General features: G+C 44.7%; 19 protein-coding genes and 5 tRNA genes. 5 read left to right on the forward strand and 19 right to left on the reverse strand.

Annotated elements, in window-relative coordinates; translation table 11 throughout:
* Positions 1-133 precede the first annotated feature (133 nt).
* The 3 genes from flgM to ACMXYS_RS14640 all read left to right on the forward strand — a co-directional run bounded on the left by flgM (position 134) and on the right by ACMXYS_RS14640 (position 1,080).
* Entirely contained in the window at positions 134-442 is a 309-nt protein-coding gene (gene flgM, locus ACMXYS_RS14630; protein ID WP_415896970.1) for a flagellar biosynthesis anti-sigma factor FlgM, read from the forward strand.
* Between the two features lie 8 nt (positions 443-450).
* Positions 451-930 carry a flagella synthesis protein FlgN gene (locus ACMXYS_RS14635; RefSeq protein WP_415896971.1) on the forward strand — a complete coding sequence of 160 codons (480 nt, stop codon included), beginning with the start codon at positions 451-453 and terminating at the stop codon, positions 928-930.
* 73 nt (positions 931-1,003) lie between these two features.
* Positions 1,004-1,080, forward strand: a tRNA-Arg gene (locus ACMXYS_RS14640).
* A 13-nt stretch (positions 1,081-1,093) separates the two neighbouring features.
* On the opposite strand, the gene ACMXYS_RS14645 is transcribed toward ACMXYS_RS14640, so the two are convergent.
* Entirely contained in the window at positions 1,094-2,692 is a 1,599-nt protein-coding gene (locus ACMXYS_RS14645) for a response regulator (RefSeq protein WP_415882411.1), read from the reverse strand.
* 289 nt (positions 2,693-2,981) lie between these two features.
* On the opposite strand from ACMXYS_RS14645, the gene ACMXYS_RS14650 reads away from it, so the two are divergent.
* Positions 2,982-3,905, forward strand: a complete 924-nt coding sequence (locus tag ACMXYS_RS14650) for a histone deacetylase family protein (protein ID WP_415882412.1) — start codon at positions 2,982-2,984, stop codon at positions 3,903-3,905.
* Positions 3,906-3,990: 85 nt separating this feature from the next.
* Here ACMXYS_RS14650 and ACMXYS_RS14655 read toward each other — a convergent pair whose 3' ends face one another.
* The 14 genes from ACMXYS_RS14655 to pncC all read right to left on the reverse strand — a co-directional run bounded on the left by ACMXYS_RS14655 (position 3,991) and on the right by pncC (position 16,168).
* Positions 3,991-5,295 (reverse strand): sodium ion-translocating decarboxylase subunit beta, encoded by a 1,305-nt coding sequence (locus tag ACMXYS_RS14655; protein ID WP_415882413.1) that lies wholly within the window; start codon positions 5,293-5,295, stop codon positions 3,991-3,993.
* Between the two features lie 11 nt (positions 5,296-5,306).
* Positions 5,307-7,085, reverse strand: coding sequence for a sodium-extruding oxaloacetate decarboxylase subunit alpha (gene oadA / locus ACMXYS_RS14660; protein ID WP_415882414.1), 1,779 nt, complete (start codon positions 7,083-7,085; stop codon positions 5,307-5,309).
* A gap of 56 nt (positions 7,086-7,141) precedes the next feature.
* Complete coding sequence (locus tag ACMXYS_RS14665) at positions 7,142-7,378, reverse strand: OadG family protein (RefSeq protein ID WP_415882415.1); 237 nt, start codon at positions 7,376-7,378, stop codon at positions 7,142-7,144.
* 223 nt (positions 7,379-7,601) lie between these two features.
* A complete protein-coding gene (gene thiI, locus ACMXYS_RS14670; protein WP_415882417.1) occupies positions 7,602-9,065 on the reverse strand; it encodes a tRNA uracil 4-sulfurtransferase ThiI in 1,464 nt (487 codons plus the stop codon).
* Positions 9,066-9,128: 63 nt separating this feature from the next.
* Positions 9,129-9,205, reverse strand: a tRNA-Arg gene (locus tag ACMXYS_RS14675).
* Between the two features lie 22 nt (positions 9,206-9,227).
* Positions 9,228-9,304, reverse strand: a tRNA-Arg gene (locus ACMXYS_RS14680).
* A 29-nt stretch (positions 9,305-9,333) separates the two neighbouring features.
* A tRNA-Arg gene (locus tag ACMXYS_RS14685) sits at positions 9,334-9,410 on the reverse strand.
* 9 nt (positions 9,411-9,419) lie between these two features.
* A tRNA-Ser gene (locus tag ACMXYS_RS14690) sits at positions 9,420-9,509 on the reverse strand.
* A gap of 61 nt (positions 9,510-9,570) precedes the next feature.
* Positions 9,571-9,759, reverse strand: coding sequence for a carbon storage regulator CsrA (gene csrA / locus ACMXYS_RS14695; protein ID WP_415882418.1), 189 nt, complete (start codon positions 9,757-9,759; stop codon positions 9,571-9,573).
* 150 nt (positions 9,760-9,909) lie between these two features.
* Positions 9,910-11,145 (reverse strand): aspartate kinase, encoded by a 1,236-nt coding sequence (locus ACMXYS_RS14700; RefSeq protein WP_415882419.1) that lies wholly within the window; start codon positions 11,143-11,145, stop codon positions 9,910-9,912.
* A 16-nt stretch (positions 11,146-11,161) separates the two neighbouring features.
* Positions 11,162-13,717, reverse strand: a complete 2,556-nt coding sequence (alaS, locus tag ACMXYS_RS14705; protein WP_415898261.1) for an alanine--tRNA ligase — start codon at positions 13,715-13,717, stop codon at positions 11,162-11,164.
* Positions 13,718-14,010: 293 nt separating this feature from the next.
* A complete protein-coding gene (locus ACMXYS_RS14710; RefSeq protein ID WP_415896972.1) occupies positions 14,011-14,475 on the reverse strand; it encodes a regulatory protein RecX in 465 nt (154 codons plus the stop codon).
* A gap of 68 nt (positions 14,476-14,543) precedes the next feature.
* Positions 14,544-15,587: a recombinase RecA gene (gene recA, locus ACMXYS_RS14715; protein WP_415882421.1), complete on the reverse strand. Its 1,044-nt coding sequence runs from the start codon at positions 15,585-15,587 to the stop codon at positions 14,544-14,546.
* A 104-nt stretch (positions 15,588-15,691) separates the two neighbouring features.
* Complete coding sequence (gene pncC, locus ACMXYS_RS14720) at positions 15,692-16,168, reverse strand: nicotinamide-nucleotide amidase (protein WP_415896973.1); 477 nt, start codon at positions 16,166-16,168, stop codon at positions 15,692-15,694.
* Between the two features lie 109 nt (positions 16,169-16,277).
* Here pncC and mutS point away from each other — a divergent pair, with 109 nt between their 5' ends.
* The gene (mutS, locus tag ACMXYS_RS14725; RefSeq protein WP_415896974.1) at positions 16,278-18,842 is read left to right on the forward strand and encodes a DNA mismatch repair protein MutS; all 2,565 of its coding nucleotides are present in this window, start codon (positions 16,278-16,280) and stop codon (positions 18,840-18,842) included.
* 55 nt (positions 18,843-18,897) lie between these two features.
* Here mutS and rpoS read toward each other — a convergent pair whose 3' ends face one another.
* The 4 genes from rpoS to ACMXYS_RS14745 form a co-directional block, all read right to left on the reverse strand.
* Positions 18,898-19,914 (reverse strand): RNA polymerase sigma factor RpoS, encoded by a 1,017-nt coding sequence (gene rpoS, locus ACMXYS_RS14730; RefSeq protein WP_415882430.1) that lies wholly within the window; start codon positions 19,912-19,914, stop codon positions 18,898-18,900.
* Positions 19,915-19,985: 71 nt separating this feature from the next.
* The gene (locus tag ACMXYS_RS14735; protein WP_415896975.1) at positions 19,986-20,849 is read right to left on the reverse strand and encodes a peptidoglycan DD-metalloendopeptidase family protein; all 864 of its coding nucleotides are present in this window, start codon (positions 20,847-20,849) and stop codon (positions 19,986-19,988) included.
* Positions 20,850-20,866: 17 nt separating this feature from the next.
* Positions 20,867-21,811, reverse strand: a complete 945-nt coding sequence (locus tag ACMXYS_RS14740) for a DUF368 domain-containing protein (protein WP_415882432.1) — start codon at positions 21,809-21,811, stop codon at positions 20,867-20,869.
* A 4-nt stretch (positions 21,812-21,815) separates the two neighbouring features.
* Complete coding sequence (locus ACMXYS_RS14745) at positions 21,816-22,454, reverse strand: protein-L-isoaspartate(D-aspartate) O-methyltransferase (RefSeq protein ID WP_415884683.1); 639 nt, start codon at positions 22,452-22,454, stop codon at positions 21,816-21,818.
* Positions 22,455-22,478 lie beyond the last annotated feature (24 nt).

Genomic DNA, 22,478 nt, shown 5'->3' on the forward strand with positions numbered 1-22,478 from the left:
AAGCAATCCAACATGGTGTCATTTGGTTGCAACTGCTATACTCGAATTTATTAAAGAAAAAAAATATTTTTTTCTAAAGTTTCCAAATAAGCCGCCGATAAGCTGGTTCAGATACAAGTTTGAGGACGGAAAAATGATTAACGACATCACGGGCCTGTCATCGTCGCAGACGAATAGCACTCGTGCACGAGCAGGCGAAGGCAATGCCACCAAAGCTGGTAGCAATGACGCCCCTGCGCAGTCTCCGTCCAGTAAAGGTGATACAGTTAAACTCAGCAATGCAGCTCAGACACTGCAGAATGTTGAAAAACAACTGGCCAATGCACCTGATGTGGACAGCGAGCGTGTCGAGCGACTAAAACAAGAAATTGAAAGTGGCAGCTATCAAATCAATGCTGAACGTGTAGCAGAGAAGATGCTGAACTTCGATAGCCTATTGTAAATTTCGCTATGACCGAACAACAACATATAGAACTGGATACCCTGCTCAAGCAGGGTATTTTGCTTTTAGAATCACTTAATACTATTTACGACAGAGAGCTTGAAGCACTCAGCAGTAAAGATCTTGAGCAATTAAGTGATATCACCCAAGAAAAAATGGGCGTAATTAACAATTTCCATAATTTTACTTTGGAGCGTGTCGCTCTATTAAAGTCTTTTGGAATTGAGATCGACTCAGAGGATTACTCCACGCCAGAGAATAAAACTGCGGCAGCAGAGCAAACCAATGCTATTTATGCTGAAATTAAAAAGCACCTAAAAGAACTCCAGCATAAAAATAAGCGCAACGAACAAGCAATCTATCGTAATCAGCAGAATGTAAATCAATTACTCGCCATTGTCCGTGGCCATAAGAAACAAGATCAACTCTACGGTAAGGCTGGCGCCTCAAAACTGTACAAAGCACAAAGCAGCTTAGGCAAAGCTTAAACTGCTTTGACCCTTCTATACCTAGTGACTCGATAATAAAATCTCGCTAGAATCTCGAGAATTATATAAGCATGTCCCAGTAGCTCAGCTGGATAGAGCGGTCCCCTCCTAAGGGACAGGCCAGGGGTTCGAATCCTCTCTGGGACGCCATTTTAGTTACAATTTATCGTAACAAATTACCCAAAGAGCCTTTCGGCAACAGGGCGACATCATGGCTTAAATATCGCTTTAGCTGGTGCTGCTTATCAAGCTCAATACCTTCTAAACTACAACGCTCAGATAGCTTCAGGTAACGCTGGACCATTTTAATACGCTCCTCACGCTTCTCTTTACTATCTCTAGCCGTTTCCAAGAATAGCTGGGCTAGATTCAACAAAGCATTAACGTTGCTTGAATCGTATTCTGTCGCTAAACCAAAATACTTGAGTGCCTGAGGCATCTTGCCTGATAAATAATGCTTCACACCCAAACGATTAACTTTGATACTCATATCTGGATCATGTTTCTTACCAGGAACTTTCTTCGGCTTGGCCGCAGGCTCCAGTATTGGAACCGCATCACCCATTACACCGAGAAGCTCTCGATCAAGATCTAGGGGCACAGCCAGCTCTGAGTTAATCCGCTGAGCATCCCTCGTGGCTTTATTAGCAGCATCGGTATCCCCTACCTGATGATACATTTCACTTTTCAAAAGAGATGCTCGGACTTGCAACTGTTCATCACGGGGAAAGGCTTGATAAGCTTGCGAAATGGTATGCTCAAACTCATTAAAGAGTTCAACAGCCATACCACCATTTGCATTTTGAGCTTCTAGCCGCTTTACATTTGCTAGACGAAGATAAGGATCAGGAGATTTATAACAGCTGCGCCGACCTAGGAGGATAGACTTCTTATAAGCCCCACCCGCCATATCTAGTTGTTTCGTTTGTGTAGCTAAACGCCCCAATTCCATTTGACGAGGAATACCCATTGGAGACTTTTGTGTCGCTTCAGCAACGGCCTCCCTTGCTTGATCTAAATCCCCTTCTTTCTCATGGGTCAGAGCAAGCAAATCATATGCAGCAATCAGCAAGGGATACTCTGCTATAAGCTCTAGTAGGAGAGCCTTTGCTTCTTTGAACTGCTCCTGCTGCAGCATAGCTTCTGCCCAAACAATACCAGCCTCTTTATCATGACTCTTCCAATATTGTTTTTCAGCAACTTGAGCACTCTCTTTAGATCTATGAAACTTAAGCAGCAAACGAGCAAGAATCAGCTGAGCTTCATCGTATTCTGGATCATAAGAAGCAAAGTTATGCTGGCAAAATGTAATAGCTGCCGGAAGATCACCAATTTCTAAGGCATCATCTACTGGCTTAAAAACGGACTTCCGATAAAGAATGTTATCCAAGCGATGTTTTAATTCATCCACCGAGAATGGCTTCATAATCATATCATCAGGACGACTATCAATTGCGTGCAGTACGACTTCTTGAGAGGCATCACTGGTCATAAAGATCCAGCAAGCAGTAGGCTTTATAAAACCTCGATAACGACACTCTTCCAATAATTGGATACCCGTGACACTATCATTTACATTATGACCGAGAAGAATAACATCGTAGTTATTCTCAGAAATTTCATTTAAAACTCGGTCATTGATAGTAACCGCCTTGAGATTGGCAACCCCCATACTCCTCAGCATATAGAAGATAGTAGACCGCATGTTGCCACTGCTTTCTATCAGTAGAACTTGCTTATCAGAATAATCTACTTTCGCCACTCAACCGTCCATATACGCAAAAAGGATATTTGAAGTATAAAAGCCTATTCGATATGACAAAAGCATTTCCTGCAAACAAAAAAAAGCACCGGGTGTAGGGTGAACACTCGATGCCAAGACAGTTCTATGCTGTGACAACCATCCTATCCTGAGGGCATGTAAACACTAATGATCCAGATCAAGAAAAATCTAACTCTAAGGTGTAGGCTTGAGGTATTGAGACGATGTAATGAGATCCTGCTTTTTGGGTTTCAGGTAAACTAAACAAAACTTATAAAAAAGCGTACTTATGACTACTGCATTTATCACTCATGAAGATTGCGGCCTACACAACATGGGCCCAGAACACCCTGAAAGCCCAATTCGCCTAGTTGCCATCCAAAAGGTACTAGAAAAGACAGGCCTGATGCAGGATCTTGAACGAATCCAATCGGTACACGTTTTACCTGAACAAGTACAACTCGCCCACGCTCACCTCCACCAAAAACGTTTGGAGATGAAGCTACCAGAACAAGGCGTTGTGTATACCGACGAAGATACAGCCCTTTGTCCTCACTCCTTACATGCAGCCAGTTTAGCCGCAGGCTCTGCCGTTATGGCAGTAAACAGGGTAATTAGCGGCAAATCTAAAAACGCTTTTTGTGCTACGCGCCCACCTGGCCATCATGCCGAGCATAACAATGCGATGGGATTTTGCTTTTATAACAATGCAGCCATTGCAGCAATGCATGCTTTACAGCAGCCAGGAATAGAACGCGTTGCTATCTTTGATTTCGACGTACACCAAGGCAACGGCACCGTAGATATCTTTAAAGACAGGCCAGAAGTGCTAGTTTGCTCAACATTCCAGCATCCTTTCTATCCAGAGCGTTACTGTGACTTTGTGCGCGACCACATCATTAACTGCCCTATGGATGCTCATAGCGACGGCATGGTATTCCGCAAACTTGTTGAGTCGCGCTGGCTACCTGCCATCCAAGCTCATAAGCCAGATATGATCATTATCTCTGCAGGTTTTGACGCTCATCATGAAGACCCTATGGCGGATATTAAACTCAATGAGGAAGATTATCGCTGGGTTACTCAGTTACTCCTAGACGCAGCTCGCACTTACAGCCAAAACCGTGTTGTTTCAGTTCTAGAAGGTGGTTACAACCCTGTATCTTTGGCATTCAGCGTACAAGCTCATTTAGAAGTATTCGCCGGACATTAGGCTAGAGGTTGGAGCTGGAGCACCCTCCTAACAGAAACAAAAAAGGCTGCCAATGGCAGCCTTTTTTAGTAATACAAGCTAATAATTAGCTTACGAACTTGATCATTACGCCCGCTGCAATCGCAGAACCGATTACACCAGCAACGTTTGGACCCATAGCATGCATCAACAAGAAGTTTTGAGAGTTATACTCAAGACCGATCTTGTTAGATACACGTGCAGCCATAGGTACCGCAGATACACCCGCTGAACCGATTAGTGGGTTGATCGCATTGCCACCCATCATCTTGTTCATAATCTTAGCCATGATCACACCAGCAGCTGTACCAATACAGAATGCAACGATACCTAGCGCCATGATGCCTAGCGTTTCAAGATCTAGGAACTTATCAGCAGAAAGTTTAGAACCTACAGATAGACCCAAGAAGATTGTAACAATGTTGATCAGAGCATTCTGAGCAGTATCGCTAAGACGATCTACTACACCACACTCACGCATCAAGTTACCGAAACAGAACATACCCAACAGAGGTGCTGCATCTGGAAGCAATAGCGCTACTAGGATCAATAGTACGATTGGGAACAGAATCTTCTCAAGCTTAGTTACGTGACGTAACTGGCTCATCTGGATCTTACGCTCAGCTTCTGTAGTCAACGCACGCATAATTGGTGGCTGAATCAGAGGTACTAGCGCCATGTAAGAGTATGCAGCTACCGCAATTGCACCCAATAGGTGTGGAGCTAGCAAACTAGTTACATAGATTGCAGTTGGGCCATCAGCACCACCGATGATACCGATCGCTGCAGCTTCTTGGATGTTGAAGTCCATGATGCCCATAGAAGACATTGCAACCGCACCTAGTACAGTTGCGAAGATGCCGAACTGAGCAGCCGCACCCAAGAAGAGGGTACGTGGGTTAGCCAATAACGGACCAAAGTCTGTCATTGCACCAACACCCATGAAGATCAACAGCGGAGCGGCTGTAGAGCCAATTGCTACGCTATAGAAGTTATACAGCATGCCATTCGCATAACCACCGTCTTTAGCTACGTTGATTGCATCTTGAATCTGAGCAGCTGAAGCCGTGTTGTGGTAGGCATTCAAAATTTCTTTTGGATCAGTGCTAGTGATATTTAGCGCAGACGCCAAACCATTCATCACCTCCGGAACAGCAAAGTGCACAGCATTTTCTACAGCTGTATACGCTAAGCCCGCTTCCGGAATGTTCGCCATGATGCCACCGAAACCGATTGGCACAAGCAGTAGCGGTTCGAAATTCTTTTTGATGGCCAAGAACAGAAGCAAAAGGCCAACCAAAATCATTACGATCTGACCACCACTGATGTTATAAGCACCAGAGGCAAGAAACAGTTCGATTAGCTTATCCATCAAACAATACCTTACGCTAGAGTCAATAGAGTGTCGCCAACCTGTACAGCGTCACCTTCATTAACTTCTACAGTAGAAACAGTACCAGCGCGTGCAGCACGTACTTCTGTTTCCATCTTCATCGCTTCAAGAATTACTAGAACGTCACCTTCTTGAACAGCCTGACCTGGAGCAACCTGTACTTTCCAAATGTTACCAGCCAATGGAGCTGGAACGTCTTCACCAGCGCCTGCAGGAGCAGCAGCTGGAGCCGCAGCAGCAGCCGGAGCTACAGCAGAAATATCACCGCCTTCAGTTACTTGTACAACGTAGTTTTGGCCGTTAACAGAGATAGTGTAAGTCTGTGGACCAGTGTTTTTAGGTGCAGCCATTGCTAGTGCGTCCTCTAATGTAGGTGCAGGTTCAAATGCATCAGGATTGTTACGGTTTTCAAGGAATTTCAAGCCAACCTGAGGGAATAGAGCGTAAGTTAGAACGTCATCAATTTCGTTCTCACCTTCTGTTAGCTCAATACCTTTCTCAGCAGCGAGGTCTTTCAGCTCGCCTACCAACTTGTCCATTTCTGGTTCAAGCAGATCAGCAGGACGACAAGTGATTGCTTCACCACCATCCAATACACGAGCCTGAAGGTCAGCATTGTAAGGAGCAGGAGCTGCACCGTACTCACCTTTCAGAATACCCTGAACTTCTTTAGAGATAGTTTTGTAACGCTCGCCCATTAGAACGTTGATTACAGCCTGAGTACCAACGATCTGAGAAGTTGGTGTTACTAGTGGGATCAGACCTAGGTCTTCACGCACACGTGGGATCTCAGCTAGTACTTCATCGAACTTATCTGCAGCACCCTGCTCTTTCAGCTGGTTTTCCATGTTAGTCAACATGCCACCAGGTACCTGAGCAACTAGGATACGAGAGTCTGTACCACGTAGAGAACCTTCAAATTTAGCGTACTTCTTACGTACTTCACGGAAGTAGCCAGCAATCTCTTCTAGAAGATTGATATCTAAACCAGTATCACGGTCAGTACCAGCCAACGCAGCTACTACAGATTCAGTAGACGTATGGCCGTATGTCATAGACATAGAAGAGATAGCAGTATCAACACGGTCGATACCCGCTTCAACAGACTTAAGGATAGTCATATCAGACAAACCAGAAGTCGCGTGAGCGTGCAATTGAACTTCTAGATCAGTCTGAGCCTTCAGACGAGAAACTAGGTCAAATGCATCGTATGGTGTCAGGATACCGGACATATCCTTGATGTTGATAGAATCAGCGCCCATATCTTCAAGAGTTTTTGCATATGCAACCCAGTTATCGATCGTGTGAACTGGACTCTTAGTGTAAGAGATAGTGCCTTGAGCGTGCTTGCCTGTTGCCTTAACTGCTTTGATTGCAGTTTCAAGGTTACGCGGATCGTTCATCGCATCGAAGATACGGAATACGTCTACGCCGTTAACAGCAGCACGTTCACAGAATTTGTTTACAACATCATCAGCGTAGTGACGGTAACCTAGTAGGTTTTGTCCACGCAGGAGCATCTGATGTTTTGTGTTTGGCATTGCTTTTTTAAGCAAGCGGATACGCTCCCACGGATCTTCTCCGATAAAGCGAATACATGAGTCAAATGTTGCGCCGCCCCAGCTTTCTAGGGACCAAAAGCCTACTTTATCTAGCTTTTCCGCGATCGGCAGCATGTCTTCAACTCGCATACGCGTAGCGAATAGCGACTGGTGTGCGTCACGCAGAACTACGTCGGTAATGCCAAGTGGTTTCTTTGCGTCGGTCATGGGTAATGGCCTTCTGTCGATTAATGCAGATTTATTCGTTATTGAGCCGTTCTTATTTACGAACGGTGTTTGTGAACCGCAGCTGTCATGACAGCAATTAACTCATCATTGTTATTTCCAGCTGGCGCTGGTGCAGTCTTTTTTGCTTTTGGCTGCGCTGGTGCTTCAGGAAAAAACTTGCCTACCACTTTGGACATTCCTGAAGTAGCGAATACCAACAAAGTAAGAAAGACAACAACGAAGCCCATACCAAAGACCATTAATTCAAGGCCTTCTGATAGCAGATTTTCCATTTTAATGGATGCTCCTGTACTTATCGAAACCCATACGTCAGATATGGCTTTTGGCCACCTAATTATTAGGCTTTCACTGACGAATGTACTGGTTGCAAATGGACCATAATTAAACCCGAAAAGTCTACTTCAGGCAATAATTAGAGGGGATTTTTCGGTCAAAGGGAGGATATGGATCAAAATTTGCTTACAACCTTTGATCCATATTCAGTGAAATATGGTGTTATTCACTCTTTCCAGGGCGATAAACTTTTACATTACTAAAGCCACGCTCCTGCATTTGATGCGCATGCATTTGGCTCATAACACCCTTCTCACAATAAAGAAGGTATTCCTTACCTTCTTCAAATTCATCAGCAGCCGCACCTAAAGCAAAGAACGGAATTAATTGGATTTCACAGCCAGGAATATTCAGCGGCTTTTTCTCTTGTTCATGCGGCGCTCGAATATCAACAACAACCTGATTATCAGCAACCTTAGTTAATGCTTCAACCTCAGCATGGATATTTACATCTTCCTCAATTTCATCGATGCTGATCACCTGACGACGCTCAAGCGCTCGTTCAAGCACTTCAAAGTCAAAATCGGACTCTTCCTCTTCTACGCGATCTTTCTTAGCACAGGTCGTTGGACGATCAGATATTACACCACAGTATTCAGGCATATTTTTGGCAAAATCATAAGCACCTATTTCACGCGTGATATCGATGATATCTTGCTTATCCATAGTAACCAGCGGTCGCACCACCAGCTTTTCAGTTGCTGCATCGATAATAGATAGATTAGGTAAGGTTTGACTAGATACCTGAGCAATACTCTCACCCGTCACCAAAGCGTCAATCTTCATTTTATCTGCAATCTGCTCACCGGCGCGCATCATCATGCGTTTCAATACGACACCCATATAGGAGTGATGAACAGATTGCAGTATTTCACCAATCACTTCATCAAAAGGGATCGTAATAAACTTCACTCGCGCAGAAGAGCCATATTTTTGCCATAAATACAGAGACACCTGCTTCACACCAATTTCGTGCGCATGACCACCCAAGTTAAAGAAAACAAAATGAGTTTTACAACCCCGACGCATAGACATGTAGCTAGCAACAATGGAGTCGAATCCACCGGAAATAAGCGAAAGCGTAGAATCTTGCGTACCTAGCGGAAAACCACCCAAACCTTTGTAGGTATTCGTTACGACATAAAGACTATCGTTACGAATCTCAAGATCCACATAAACCTCTGGATTATGAACATCCACACCCGCAGTCTCCGCATGCTGATTCAAACCACCACCAACATAGCGCTCAACATCAATAGAACGAAAGTCATGCTTACCAGAGCGTTTAACACGCACTTTGAAAGTTTTGCCTTTCAATTGCTCCGCGTAGATAGCATGCGCTTTTTCGTAAACATCATGAAAATCACCCAACGGGTACTCAGTCACTTCGATAAAGCTATGAATTCCTGGCGTACGACCTAAAAGATCTACCACCTGCGCGATAATCTCTGCACTCGCACCTGCGCACTCTACATCCAGCTTGTCCCACTGCCCTTTAACTTTGATCTGCTCGTCAATACGACGAGTCATATTCTGTAAATTGCTCTGCAAACGCTGAATTAGACGCTTACGTACAGGGCGACTTTTGATGGTAATTTCTGGAAACAAACGAATAGAGAACTTCATAGCAACGAGCTCAAAAAATAATTAGGACGAATATTATAAAGTGTAGGAAGGTAGAGTTACAGATGGCGCGCCCGAGAGGATTCGAACCTCTGACCGCCTGGTTCGTAGCCAGGTACTCTATCCAGCTGAGCTACGGGCGCATATCTGAAATTTTCTTTGGAGTGGCGCGCCCGAGAGGATTCGAACCTCTGACCGCCTGGTTCGTAGCCAGGTACTCTATCCAGCTGAGCTACGGGCGCATCCAAGAAAATAAACCGTTGTTTTTGAGTGGCGCGCCCGAGAGGATTCGAACCTCTGACCGCCTGGTTCGTAGCCAGGTACTCTATCCAGCTGAGCTACGGGCGCACATCAAAATGGCGGTGAGCGAGGGATTCGAACCCTCGATAGGATTTCTCCTATACGCCCTTAGCAGGGGCGCGCCTTCAGCCACTCGGCCAGCTCACCTAAACAACGGCGCGTACTATAACCAAGTGATTATCAAAAGAAAAGCAAAGTTTTAAAAAAATTACGCTTTATTTCCTTCTTCGGCCTTTTCACGCTGAATGCGCTGATAGATCTCTTCTCGATGCACGGATACATCTTTAGGTGCATTAACACCAATTCGTACCTGATTACCTTTAACACCAAGCACAGTAACAGTGACATCGTCACCAACCATAAGAGTTTCGCCAACACGGCGAGTAAGAATTAACATGTGTAGAATCTCCTTAGTACTTCCCAGGCCAATCCACCTAAACGGTAGACCACATACTGGCATTCATCCAAATCCCTGCCAGAACGCTGCCTATACAACAACAGCTAACCTAACTATAGACCAGCTTTTTCTATTAACCATTATGATCGATTATTCACTAACCGAATCATCAACATCCATATCAAAAGCAGTGTGCAGAGAGCGCACCGCTAGCTCCAAATACTTTTCAGCAATCACAACTGAGACCTTAATCTCAGATGTAGAAATCATTTGAATATTAATATTTTCAGCTGCTAAGGCATCAAACATTTTACTCGCTACGCCAGCATGGGATCGCATACCCACGCCCACAATAGAGACTTTAGCAATCTGATTATCACCAACCACTTCACGAGCACCCAGCTCAGCAGACACCTTTGCAAGTACCGCTTCAGCCGCATCATAATCGTTACGATGAACCGTAAAGGTAAAATCCGTTGTATTATCAGCGGCAACATTCTGCACGATAACATCAACTTCAATATTTGCCTGACTAATCGGCCCTAATATTTTTGATGCAACCCCAGGAACATCAGGCACACCCATTACAGTCAACTTAGCTTCATCGCGATTAAACGCGATACCTGAAATAACTGGCTTTTCCACGGCTGAATCACCCTCAACGGTAATTAGAGTCCCTGGCCCTTCCTCAAAGCTAGAAAGAACCCGCAACGGCACTTTATATTTTCCTGCAAACTCAACGGCACGGATCTGCAAGACTTTAGATCCAAGACTCGCCATCTCGAGCATCTCTTCAAATGTAATTTGCTCTAGACGCTTAGCACTCGATACTACACGCGGATCGGTAGTATATACACCATCTACGTCAGTATAGATTTGACACTCATCAGCTTTCAGTGCCGCAGCTAGCGCAACACCCGTTGTGTCAGAGCCGCCACGACCGAGCGTGGTGATATTGCCATCAGAGTCTACCCCCTGAAATCCCGCCACAACCACGACTCGCCCAGCCTCCAGATCAGACTTTATAGAGGAAACCTCTATATCCTGAATCCGAGCCTTGGTATGCGAGTTATCCGTAAGAATTTTGACCTGACTGCCCGTATAAGAACGAGCAGGCACACCGCGCTTTTCTAATGCCATACAAAGCAAAGCAATAGTGACTTGCTCTCCCGTAGAGACCAACACGTCCATTTCACGAGCATTAGGTTTTGACTGTATATCTTTAGCTAAGGCGATGAGACGATTCGTCTCACCACTCATAGCAGATACAGCAACAACGACGTCGTGCCCTTGCTGCTTAAAACCCTGCACCTTATCTGCGACTGCTTCTATACGTTCAACAGTTCCAACAGAGGTACCACCATATTTTTGAACAAAAAGCGCCATGCGTGCACCTAAATCGTTATAGAGCAGCCTCAACTAGAGCTGTTACAGACTCTAGTGTAACAGGCAGAGCAGCTTGATCTGTGCCGCCACCCTGAGCAAAGTCAGGACGACCACCACCTTTACCGCCCAATTTAGCCGTTAGCTCTTTAATCAAATCACCAGCACGAACCTGAGCAGTCAGGTCTTTAGTCACACCTGCAGCCAAAGCAATCTTGTTATCAGACACTGTAGCCAATACAACAACACCGCTGCCCAATTTGTTTTTCAACTGATCGATTGTGTCACGCAAGGCTTTAGGCTCTACACCCTCAAGCTGAGCTGCTAGCACTTTAACGCCAGAAACTTCCACTGCATTACTGATTAGATCAGCACCCTTAGCAGCAGCTAACTTAGCCTTCATCTGTTCAAGCTCTTTTTCAAGCTGACGATTCTTCGCTTGTTGATCTTGCAGCTTCTGTTCAAATTGCGCTTTTTGATCCGCAAAATAATCCAGCGCTACAGGGCCGGTTACAGCTTCAACACGACGGATACCGGCAGCCACACCACCTTCAGACGTAATTTTCAGCAGACCAATGTCACCTGTACGCTTCGCATGAGTACCACCACAAAGCTCGATAGAGAAATCATCACCCATCGAAAGCACTCGCACTACATCATCGTATTTTTCACCGAAGAGAGCTGCTGCACCTTTCTCTTTGGCAGCTTCAATTTCCATGATTTCTGTTACGACTTCTGTGTTCAGACGAATCTGATCGTTAACCATCTTCTCAACTTCAGCGATCTGCTCAGCGCTTACCGCTTCAAAATGAGAGAAGTCAAAGCGCAGACGCTGATCATCATTCAATGAACCTTTCTGTTGTACATGCTCACCTAGAACTACGCGAAGCGCTTCGTGCAATAAGTGAGTAGCAGAGTGGTTCAGCGCAATCGCCTGACGACGCTCAGAGTCAACTCGAGGAGCAACCTTATCGCCCACTTTCACCGAACCATTTTCGACAGCGCCGTGATGCAGGTTGTTTTTACCCTCTTTAGTACAGTTATTAACTGCAAAAGAACCGTTAGCCCCTGCTAGCATACCAGTATCACCAACCTGACCACCGGATTCTGCATAGAAAGGCGTTTCATCTAGAACCACTAAACCAGTTTCACCTGCCTTAAGCTCATCTACAGATTCGCCTTCTTTGAATAAGGCAACCACTGAAGACGCTTCGCCTGCAAGGTTTTCATAACCGGTGAAGCTAGTTTCACCATCCAGCTTGATAGCATCGTTGTAATCAACAGAGAATTTGCCTGCTGCACGAGCACGCTCACGTTGAGCTTCCATCTCACGCTCAAAGCCTTCTTCGTCAATCGTTAGTTCATGCTCACGCGCAACATCCGCTGTCAGGTCATGCGGGAAACCGTAAGTATCATATAGCTTAAATACTGTCTCACCAGGAATAACAGTGCCATCCAGATTATCAATCGCTTCCTGCAACAAACGCATACCGTGATCAAGAGTCTTCGCAAACTGCTCTTCCTCTTTAAGAAGAACACGCTCAACCTGAGCCTGCTTCTCAGCTAGTTCAGGATAAGCTTCGCCCATCTCCTTCACTAACGCAGCTACAAGCTGATTAAAGAAAGCACCTTTTGCGCCTAGCTTGTTACCGTGACGTACTGCTCGACGGATGATACGACGTAAAACATAACCTGCACCTTCGTTTGATGGCAGCACACCATCAACAATAAGGAAGGAACAAGAACGGATATGGTCTGCAATTACACGTAGCGATTTATTATCCATATCTGTTGTACCAACAGCCGCAGCAGTGGCTTTCAACAGATTCTGGAACATATCAATTTCGTAGTTAGAGTGAACATTCTGCATAACTGCCGCAATTCGCTCTAGGCCCATACCTGTATCAACAGATGGCTTTGGAAGTGGTGTCATTTCACCATCAGCGCTACGGTTGTATTGCATGAATACAACGTTCCAAATTTCGATATAGCGATCACCATCTTCTTCAGGGCTACCTGGAGGACCACCCCACACGTCAGCACCATGATCAAAGAAGATTTCAGTACATGGACCACATGGGCCTGTATCACCCATTGACCAGAAGTTATCTTCATCTAGTTTAGAAAAACGTTCTGGATCTACGCCTACTTCCTCTTTCCAAATACGCTCAGCTTCTTCATCAGAATGGTGAACCGTCACCCACAGGCGCTCTTTTGGAAGGCCTAGCGTTTCAGTCAGAAACGTCCAAGCAAAGTTGATTGCATCTTTCTTGAAATAATCACCGAAACTAAAGTTTCCAAGCATTTCAAAGAAAGTATGGTGACGCGCTGTATAACCTACGTTTTCAAGGTCATTGTGCTTACCACCAGCACGCACGCATCGCTGCGAGCTTGTCGCTCGTGTGTAATTGCGCTTATCTGTGCCCAAGAACACATCTTTGAACTGTACCATCCCCGCATTTGTAAACATCAGGGTAGGATCATTAGCAGGGATAAGGGAGCTACTTGCTACAACCTCATGTCCTTGCTGGTTAAAGTAATCTAGAAAAGCCTGACGAATCTCGGCACTTGTCATATATTTCATTAGATGAACCGTATGCGTATCCATTCTGGTAAAGCCATCGGCAAGCCTCACTTGCCTACCAACAGCGCAAAATCACCACAAATTATGGGCGCGACATTATATATCGTGAGCGAAAATTGTTCGAATCTTTTTCAGAAATGGGCCTATTCATGCTAAATAGACAAAGAATAATCTGTTTGAATTCAGATTAAGATAGGTAGCGATTATCTGTATTGCGACGAAAAAACCTACTTAACTGCAGGCAGAGAAAAACCTAACCCTTTGAAATATATAACGATAAAATTTTAATATTCATCATTCGCAACTTGCTCTATCGCAAACTGAATCTCATCTATGGAAAATCCGCGCTGACTCATAAAGCGCATGCGCTTACTGCGCTCTTTAAAGTCTTTATCCGCTAGAGGCTCTCTATATTTACGCCGATAAAGCTCCTCAGCTTTGACAAACCAATCTATATCTAAACTCTCTAAGCAACTAACAAGCAATTCCGGAGCTATGCCTTTCTGTTTTAAATCAAATCGAATTCTAATAAGACCATGCCCTTGCCCCACTCTCATTCGCACAAAGCTTTCACAAAAGCGTTGATCAGATAAGTACCCGTCCTCTTCTAGACTTTGCAAGACGCTATCTAGATCCGTCCCCTCAATACTACGGGCCAGCTTCTGGCTTAGTTCTTTATAAGAATATTCGCGCCGTGACAGTAACTGAATTGCCTTGTTCCACGCCTCTTTATTAGGACTTCCATCCATAACCAATCCTCTTTAAACGAAAAAACCTCCATCTATAGACGGAGGTTTTACTGTGCTAACTTAGCGCCTTAAATTAGATCTAGGCTTTCAGTTTTATCTTCAGCGTCATCTTCTTTCGGTGCAGGCGTCGAAAGCAAGCGATTACGAAGTTCTGTTTCAATTTCATTCGCAATCTCAGGGTTTTCTTCCAAGAATTTAGATGCATTGGCCTTACCTTGACCAATCTTATCGCCATTGTAGGCATACCAAGCACCCGACTTATCAACCAAACCTTCTTTAACACCTAGGTCGATAACTTCACCCATATGGTAGATACCTTCACCATACATAATCTGGAACTCAGCCTGACGGAACGGCGGTGAAACTTTGTTCTTCACAACCTTCACGCGCGTCTCGTTACCAACGACCTCATCACCTTTCTTAACCGCACCAGTACGGCGGATGTCTAGACGAACAGATGAATAGAATTTAAGCGCATTACCACCCGTTGTAGTCTCAGGGTTACCAAACATAACCCCAATCTTCATACGAATTTGGTTAATGAATACCAACAAGCAGTTAGAGCTCTTTACATTACCCGTCAACTTACGTAGCGCCTGAGACATCAAACGAGCCTGAAGACCAACATGGGAATCCCCCATATCACCTTCGATCTCTGCCTTCGGCGTCAAAGCAGCTACAGAGTCGACGATAATTACATCAACTGCGTTAGAGCGAACTAGCATATCTGTAATTTCTAGCGCCTGCTCACCTGTATCCGGCTGTGAAACCAGAAGACTATCTACATCTACACCTAGCTTCTCTGCATAAATAGGGTCTAGTGCATGCTCAGCATCAACAAAGGCACAAGTTTTACCCTGCTTCTGAGCTTCAGCAACAACCTGTAATGTCAGTGTTGTTTTACCAGATGACTCAGGACCATAGATCTCAACAATACGACCATACGGCAATCCGCCTATACCAAGCGCGATATCTAGACCAAGGGAACCAGTAGAAACAGATGGAATCGCTTCACGAGGCTGATCCCCCATACGCATCACTGCGCCTTTACCAAACTGCCTTTCAATTTGACCTAACGCTGCGTCTAATGCTTTTTTGCGATTTGCGTCCATCTTCGACCCTACTTTCTCTAAATTCATATTGTGCGCATCTTGCACTGCGCAAAACACTGTATGTATGGACAGTATTATTTCACAAGTTTTCCGGATTGCAACCCTCAATCAGATAAGTTCTGCAAAATCCCTTCTAACGCTACGCTAACTGCTTGTTTTCGAACTGATTCACGATCACCTTCAAAACAGTATTTTTTTGTTTTAACTGATTTACCTTGCTCAGCCCAAGCAAACCATACAGTACCTACCGGCTTCTCTTTACTTCCACCACCTGGCCCTGCAATACCACTGGTCGCAACAGATATATGCGCCTCACTATTCTCGAGTGCACCTTCCGCCATTTGAGCTACTACCTCGGCCGACACTGCTCCGCATTGTTCCAACGTATCTTTTGATACCCCAAGCATCTTTTGCTTAGACATATTACTGTATGTAACAAAGCCACAATCAAACCAAGCGGAACTACCAGGGATTGCTGTTACCTCCTGGGCAATCCAACCACCTGTACATGATTCGGCTGTTGCGATAAAAATTTTTTTGGCCTGTAATTTTTCAGCGATATCCGTCAGTGGTAATTGCATACCGATCCACCCTATTCAAACTATTTAAGCCGCTTTATTTACCGTACAATGCCTGAAATTAAGTTTGCGTAACAACTCTTTATTTCATCATTTAGTAATTAATATCTCTATGACCAAACAAGCAGCGACTACCCACACTCCAATGATGCAGCAATACCTACGCATCAAAGCACAACACCCTGATCAATTGGTGTTTTATCGGATGGGTGACTTCTATGAGCTGTTTTATGACGATGCAAAAAAAGCGGCGGATCTGTTAGACATATCTCTTACCGCCCGCGGCAAATCTGGCGGCGAGCCTATCCCTATGGCGGGCATCCCTTACCATGCTGCGGAGAACTATGTTGGTAAAATTGTTCGCGCAGGTGAATCCGTAGTTATATGCGAGCAAGTAGGAGACCCAGCCACCAGCAAAGGACCTGTAGAGCGAGCAGTTGCGCGAATCATCACACCAGGCACCGTAAGTGATGAAGCACTTCTTGATGAAAATAGAGATAACTTACTGGTAGCTATTAATCAGTCTAGCGACACTTATGGATTGGCTATTGTAGATATCGCTTCGGGTCGTTTTAGCCTGATGGAAATTGATAATCAAGACACGCTTATGAGTGAACTTGAGCGCTTACGCCCCTCTGAAACGCTCTTCAATGAAGATAGCCAGCTACATGACGTATTAAGCCAACGCAAAGGCCTGCGCCCGCAATCCCCTTGGCACTTTGAAGCAGATACTGCCAACGATCTGTTATGCCAACAATTTAAAGTTAAAGATTTGAGTGGTTTTGGTTGCGATCATCTAGCGGTCGCAACAACTGCTGCGGGTTGCTTATTACAGTATGCGAAAGAAACCCAGCGCACTTCACTACCTCATATCAGGCGCATTCAGATTGAACAACATAATGACTGCGTAGCTTTGGATGCGGCTACGCGTAAAAACCTTGAACTTGATCAAAATTTATCTGGCGGATTTGATAATACACTCGCCAAAGTCATTGATAAATGTCGCACACCTATGGGAAGCCGCCTGCTAAGACGCTGGCTTCACCGTCCGATTCAAGACAGAGCAACGCTATGTGCACGTCAAGCCTCGATTCAGTGGTTGATTGATAACTATCACTTCGAAACGGTCCAAAGCACTCTCAAACTCATTGGTGATAGCGAGCGCATTTTAGCCCGTATTGCACTTAGATCAGCACGCCCGCGCGATTTGGAACGATTAAAAACATCTCTTAACTCCTTACCTTTGCTTCAGCAGCAAATCGAAGCAGCCAATGCCCCGTTAGTGAACGAATTATCTGAGCAGATTTCAGAATTTCCAAACTTGGCAGAGCTGCTAACCAAAGCGGTAATAGAAAACCCGCCGGTAGTCATTCGTGAAGGCGGTGTTATAGCTGATGGTTACGATGCAGAACTCGATGAATTACGCGGCATTAGCGAAAACGCTGGAGCTTACTTACTAGAGTTAGAACAGAAAGAGCGGGATCGTACCGGTATTGCCACTTTGAAAGTAGGTTATAACCGCGTACACGGTTATTTTATTGAGATAGGCAAGGCACAAAATGCCGAATTGCCGGCTGAATATATTCGCCGCCAAACACTTAAGAATGCTGAACGTTATATTACGCCAGAGCTAAAAGAGTTCGAAGACAAGGCACTATCAGCAAAAAGCCGAGCACTCACCCGTGAAAAGGCGCTTTACGAATCCCTGATAGAAACCATTGCTGAAGAGCTGGCTGATCTACAAGATTCAGCTTCCGCTATTGCAGAGCTAGATGTACTCGCTAACCTTGCAGAGCGTGCCACTACGCTAGATTACGTTCCACCGACACTGACAGATACACCGCAGATCAAAATACAGCGTGGCCGACACCCCGTAGTGGAAACTGTATTAACAGAGCCTTTCGTAGCCAACGATTTAGACTTGGACACTGAGCGCAAGATGCTCGTTATTACAGGTCCGAACATGGGCGGTAAATCTACCTATATGCGCCAAGCAGCGCTAATTACCCTACTTGCGCATATTGGTAGTTATGTTCCAGCTTCAGCTGCAACAATTGGCATTGTTGATCGCATCTTCACCCGAATGGGATCATCTGATGATCTAGCAGGTGGACGATCAACTTTCATGGTTGAGATGACCGAAACCGCCAACATCATGCATAACGCGACAGAACGCAGCCTAGTATTGATGGATGAAGTAGGCCGCGGTACAAGTACATTTGATGGCTTATCTCTCGCTTGGGCCTGCGCAGACAATCTTGCTAGGGAAACTAAGGCCTTTACTCTGTTTGCAACTCACTATTTTGAATTAACTAGTTTGCCTGATCAGGCTAATTCGGTTTTCAATGTGCACTTAACCGCTGTAGAGCACAACGATCACATCGTTTTCCTACATGAAGTTAAAGAAGGGCCTGCAAGTCAGAGCTATGGGTTGCAAGTCGCACAACTGGCTGGTGTTCCTTTGCCTGTGATTCAACAAGCAAAATCCAAGTTAATGCAACTCGAACAAGATGTAGCAGTTAGCGCTCAATTAAGCACGCCACCACCTCCAGTTCAGAATGATATGTTCGCCGCACCGGAACCGAAAGCTCTGAAAGAGCTAAAGAAAATATCCCCCGACGACCTCTCTCCAAGAGAAGCGCTAGATTTTCTCTATAAACTCAAAGAACTTGTTTAAGGTTCACTCATAAAAAAACCGCCAATTGGCGGTTTTTTTATGAGTGAACTTGAGTTTACTGCTGTAGTAAATCCTCTCCGCTCAAACCATTTTTCTCAACGATATCACGCAACTTACGCAAAGCTTCAACTTGAATTTGACGAACACGCTCACGTGTTAGGCCGATTTCCCGCCCAACTTCTTCCAACGTGCTCATTTCATAACCCCTGAGACCAAATCGACGAGATAACACTTCTGCATGTTTTTCAGGCAGTGCATCTAGCCATTTATCCAGGTTACCACTGATATTTGAATTTTGTAGTAACGTTGCCGGATCAGAAGAAACTGCATCAGGGATCGTATCAAGCAAAGACTTATCCGAATCTTTACCCATTGGCGTATCAACAGAACTTACACGCTCATTCAGGCCTAACATCCGCTCAACATTTTCAACCGGCTTGTCTACTAGTTCAGCAATTTCTTCCGGTGAAGGCTCATGATCTAACTTTTGCGCTAGCTCTCTTGCAGCTCGTAAATATACATTCAGCTCTTTAACAACATGGATAGGTAATCGAATGGTACGAGTCTGATTCATAATCGCACGTTCAATTGTTTGTCGAATCCACCAAGTTGCATAAGTAGAGAAACGGAATCCCCTTTCTGGATCAAATTTCTCTACGGCACGAATTAACCCTAAATTCCCCTCTTCTATGAGATCGAGAAGAGTTAAACCGCGATTGATATATCTACGCGCAATTTTAACGACTAAGCGTAGATTACTTTCGATCATGCGCTTACGCGCTGCTTCGTCCCCTTTAAGGGCACGACGAGAGAAATACACCTCTTCTTCCGCGCTCAATAGCGGCGAGAAGCCTATTTCATTCAAGTAAAGTTGGGTTGCATCCAAGTTTTTGGCATTAAGAAGGTCTTTATGAGCCATACTACCGCGCCCACGACCACTATTTAGAAACTCAGGCTCTTCTTTCTGAGGCGTTCCTTCTGTATCCTCATCATGAGTTTCCTCTGTCAGCTCTTCGCTTTCAACAGCGATATCCTGCACATCCGTTTTGCAGTTATTATCGATATTTTCCATTGCCCGTTCCCTTAACCAATCAGTGCTATCACGCGTTTATTAGTTATTTTTATTCTTATGTTTTCTTATAATTATTGTTTCGGCAGATATCGAAGAGGGTTTACCGGCTTACCATCACGACGTATCTCAAAATGGAGCATCACGCGATCTGTACCGGAATTTCCCATTTCCGCAATTTTCTGGCCTTTCTCAACCATATCATTTTCTTTGACTAAAACACGACTATTATGTGCATAAGCGCTTAAAAACTGCTGATTATGGTCAACGATAACTAAATTACCATAACCTAATAAACCACTTCCAGCATAGACAACTCGGCCTTTAGCCGCAGCCGTGACCTTAGCCCCATAAGCGGAAGCGATGTTAATACCTTTATTAACTGTTCCCTTTGTTTTAAACGTAGATACGATCTTACCGGAAGCAGGCCATCCCCATTTAATTGGACCAACAACAACTTTTTGGGGCTTGGTTTTAGCTTTAGGGGCAGGTTTGACTACCACTTTTTGTGGTTCAGCTTTTGCAGTAGCTATAGGCTTAGTTACCGGCTCAGCAGCAACTTTTGGAGCGGTACTCTGAGGTTTATTTGTCGTTTTTTGTCGACTAGAAACAATTGTCGGCTTTGGCGCAACGATGGAAGCATCGCGTACAATCGATTCTGAAACAGTGCTTTTCGGTACAGGCTTCAAACTCAGTTTCTGACCAGGATAAATATTGTAATTACTGGATATACCATTCCTTTTAGCTAATTCCCGATAATCCATCCCATATCTAAAAGCGATAGAATACAAAGTATCACCTTTACGAACTTGATATTGGTTAGGTTGAGGCTGAGCAGAAACAGGTACCGAACGATCGCTTACTGGCGCATAGGTCTTCCCTCCACATGCAACCAGCAGAAATGAGCAACACAGTAACAGATAACCCTTCAAGCCCATTGAACTATACCCAGCCTCTAGCCCTCTGACCTCCGACCCATTCGCTCAATCAACAATACAGCTGCAGCGCCAACAATCATTAAACCAACAGCATATACAACAAATGAAGGTTGCCCAGTCATAGACTCAAACGAGAACGGCGAAATATTCTCCTGCACTAAAGGTACCTGTTCACCATGCCTATTGATGGTGTAAGCAGTTGTATACTTCCACGGCCATACTTTATTAAGAGAGCCCAGCATAAAACCGCCTAACAAAGCTAAAGTCGTTGTTTTAAATGAACTAAACATCCAACTTAAAACCCGAGAAAAGCTCAATAGTCCAACAGCACAGCCTGCAGCAAAAACACCTAAGGTAAATAGCTCAATGTTTTTGATTGCCATCAAGATAGGTGTGTACATACCCAGCAATAGAAGAATAAAGCTACCTGAGATACCCGGTAAAATCATGGCACATATAGCCACCATACCAGCCAAAAAGATAAACAAAGGCGTAGCTTCTATTGAAGTTGGAGAGATAGAAGTAATCATATAGGCAGCAATAGTTCCGGCGATAAACGCGGTAAAGCTATTACTATCCCACTGCTCTATATGCCTACAGACAGACCATACTGAAGCCAAAATCAGGCCAAAGAAGAACGACCACAGTAGCTCAGGATATTCAGCTAACCAAAAGAGCACTACCTTTGCGACGGTCACCAAGCTGACGAAAATACCTAACACAAGCGTCAGCAAAAAAGTGCCATTAACATGTTTCCAAGCTGCAACAGGGCCTTGTTTGAACAACACAAATAAAGCTTCTGGCCCAAACTGCTTCAAAGAGTAAATAAGCTCTTCATAAATACCTGTCATGAAGGCAATCGTGCCACCCGATACTCCTGGCACCGCATCAGCAGCCCCCATCATCATCCCTTTGCCCGACAATGCTAAATAGTCGCGCCACGTTCTTCCTTCTTGCTTCAACTTACTACCTCACCGTACCACTTAACAAAGGTACAAACTTCACACAATCTAAAATTTCAGTACTGAACTCATCTTCAGATAATCTGATAACAAGATTCAGTTTTTGGGAATCACTGCCACCTACAGGAATAATTAAGCGGCCACCAACTGCTAGTTGCTGCTTTAACTCTTCAGGCACAGTTTCTGGTGCGCAAGCAGCTAAGATACCATCATAAGGTGCTTTCGCAGACCAGCCCATGCCTCCATCTGTATGCTTCAACTGTACATTATTTAGACCAATTAATTTCAAACGCTCTCGCGCTTTATCCTGAAGCGGTTTGATACGCTCTACACTGTACAACTGACCAACCAATGGCGCTAAAATCGAAGTTTGATAACCAGAACCAGTCCCCACTTCTAGGACTTTTTGCAAAGGGCCTTCTGACAAAAGCACCTCTGTCATTTTCGCAACGATGAACGGTTGCGAAATAGTCTGGTTATAACCAATTGGCAGAGCCGTGTCTTCATATGCCCTATGAGCCAAGGCTTCATCAATAAAAATATGCCTTGGTGTATTTCTCATCACATCCAGAACACTCTCGTCCTGGATTCCCTGATCTCTTAATCGATTAATCAAACGATCCCTTGTTCGCTGCGAAGTCATTCCTATTCCGCGTAATTGCTGATC

This window comes from Neptuniibacter sp. QD57_21, assembly GCF_047778075.1.
Lineage (GTDB): Bacteria > Pseudomonadota > Gammaproteobacteria > Pseudomonadales > Balneatricaceae > Neptuniibacter.

Coding starts and splice junctions, on each gene's coding strand:
- flgM (WP_415896970.1), top strand. CDS start 134: ATGATTAACGACATCACGGGCCTGTCATCGTCGCAGACGAATAGCACT.
- ACMXYS_RS14635 (WP_415896971.1), top strand. CDS start 451: ATGACCGAACAACAACATATAGAACTGGATACCCTGCTCAAGCAGGGT.
- ACMXYS_RS14650 (WP_415882412.1), top strand. CDS start 2,982: ATGACTACTGCATTTATCACTCATGAAGATTGCGGCCTACACAACATG.
- ACMXYS_RS14655 (WP_415882413.1), bottom strand. CDS start 5,295: ATGGATAAGCTAATCGAACTGTTTCTTGCCTCTGGTGCTTATAACATC.
- oadA (WP_415882414.1), bottom strand. CDS start 7,085: ATGACCGACGCAAAGAAACCACTTGGCATTACCGACGTAGTTCTGCGT.
- ACMXYS_RS14665 (WP_415882415.1), bottom strand. CDS start 7,378: ATGGAAAATCTGCTATCAGAAGGCCTTGAATTAATGGTCTTTGGTATG.
- thiI (WP_415882417.1), bottom strand. CDS start 9,065: ATGAAGTTCTCTATTCGTTTGTTTCCAGAAATTACCATCAAAAGTCGC.
- csrA (WP_415882418.1), bottom strand. CDS start 9,759: ATGTTAATTCTTACTCGCCGTGTTGGCGAAACTCTTATGGTTGGTGAC.
- ACMXYS_RS14700 (WP_415882419.1), bottom strand. CDS start 11,145: ATGGCGCTTTTTGTTCAAAAATATGGTGGTACCTCTGTTGGAACTGTT.
- alaS (WP_415898261.1), bottom strand. CDS start 13,717: ATGACAAGTGCCGAGATTCGTCAGGCTTTTCTAGATTACTTTAACCAG.
- ACMXYS_RS14710 (WP_415896972.1), bottom strand. CDS start 14,475: ATGGATGGAAGTCCTAATAAAGAGGCGTGGAACAAGGCAATTCAGTTA.
- recA (WP_415882421.1), bottom strand. CDS start 15,587: ATGGACGCAAATCGCAAAAAAGCATTAGACGCAGCGTTAGGTCAAATT.
- pncC (WP_415896973.1), bottom strand. CDS start 16,168: ATGCAATTACCACTGACGGATATCGCTGAAAAATTACAGGCCAAAAAA.
- mutS (WP_415896974.1), top strand. CDS start 16,278: ATGACCAAACAAGCAGCGACTACCCACACTCCAATGATGCAGCAATAC.
- rpoS (WP_415882430.1), bottom strand. CDS start 19,914: ATGGAAAATATCGATAATAACTGCAAAACGGATGTGCAGGATATCGCT.
- ACMXYS_RS14735 (WP_415896975.1), bottom strand. CDS start 20,849: ATGGGCTTGAAGGGTTATCTGTTACTGTGTTGCTCATTTCTGCTGGTT.
- ACMXYS_RS14745 (WP_415884683.1), bottom strand. CDS start 22,454: ATGACTTCGCAGCGAACAAGGGATCGTTTGATTAATCGATTAAGAGAT.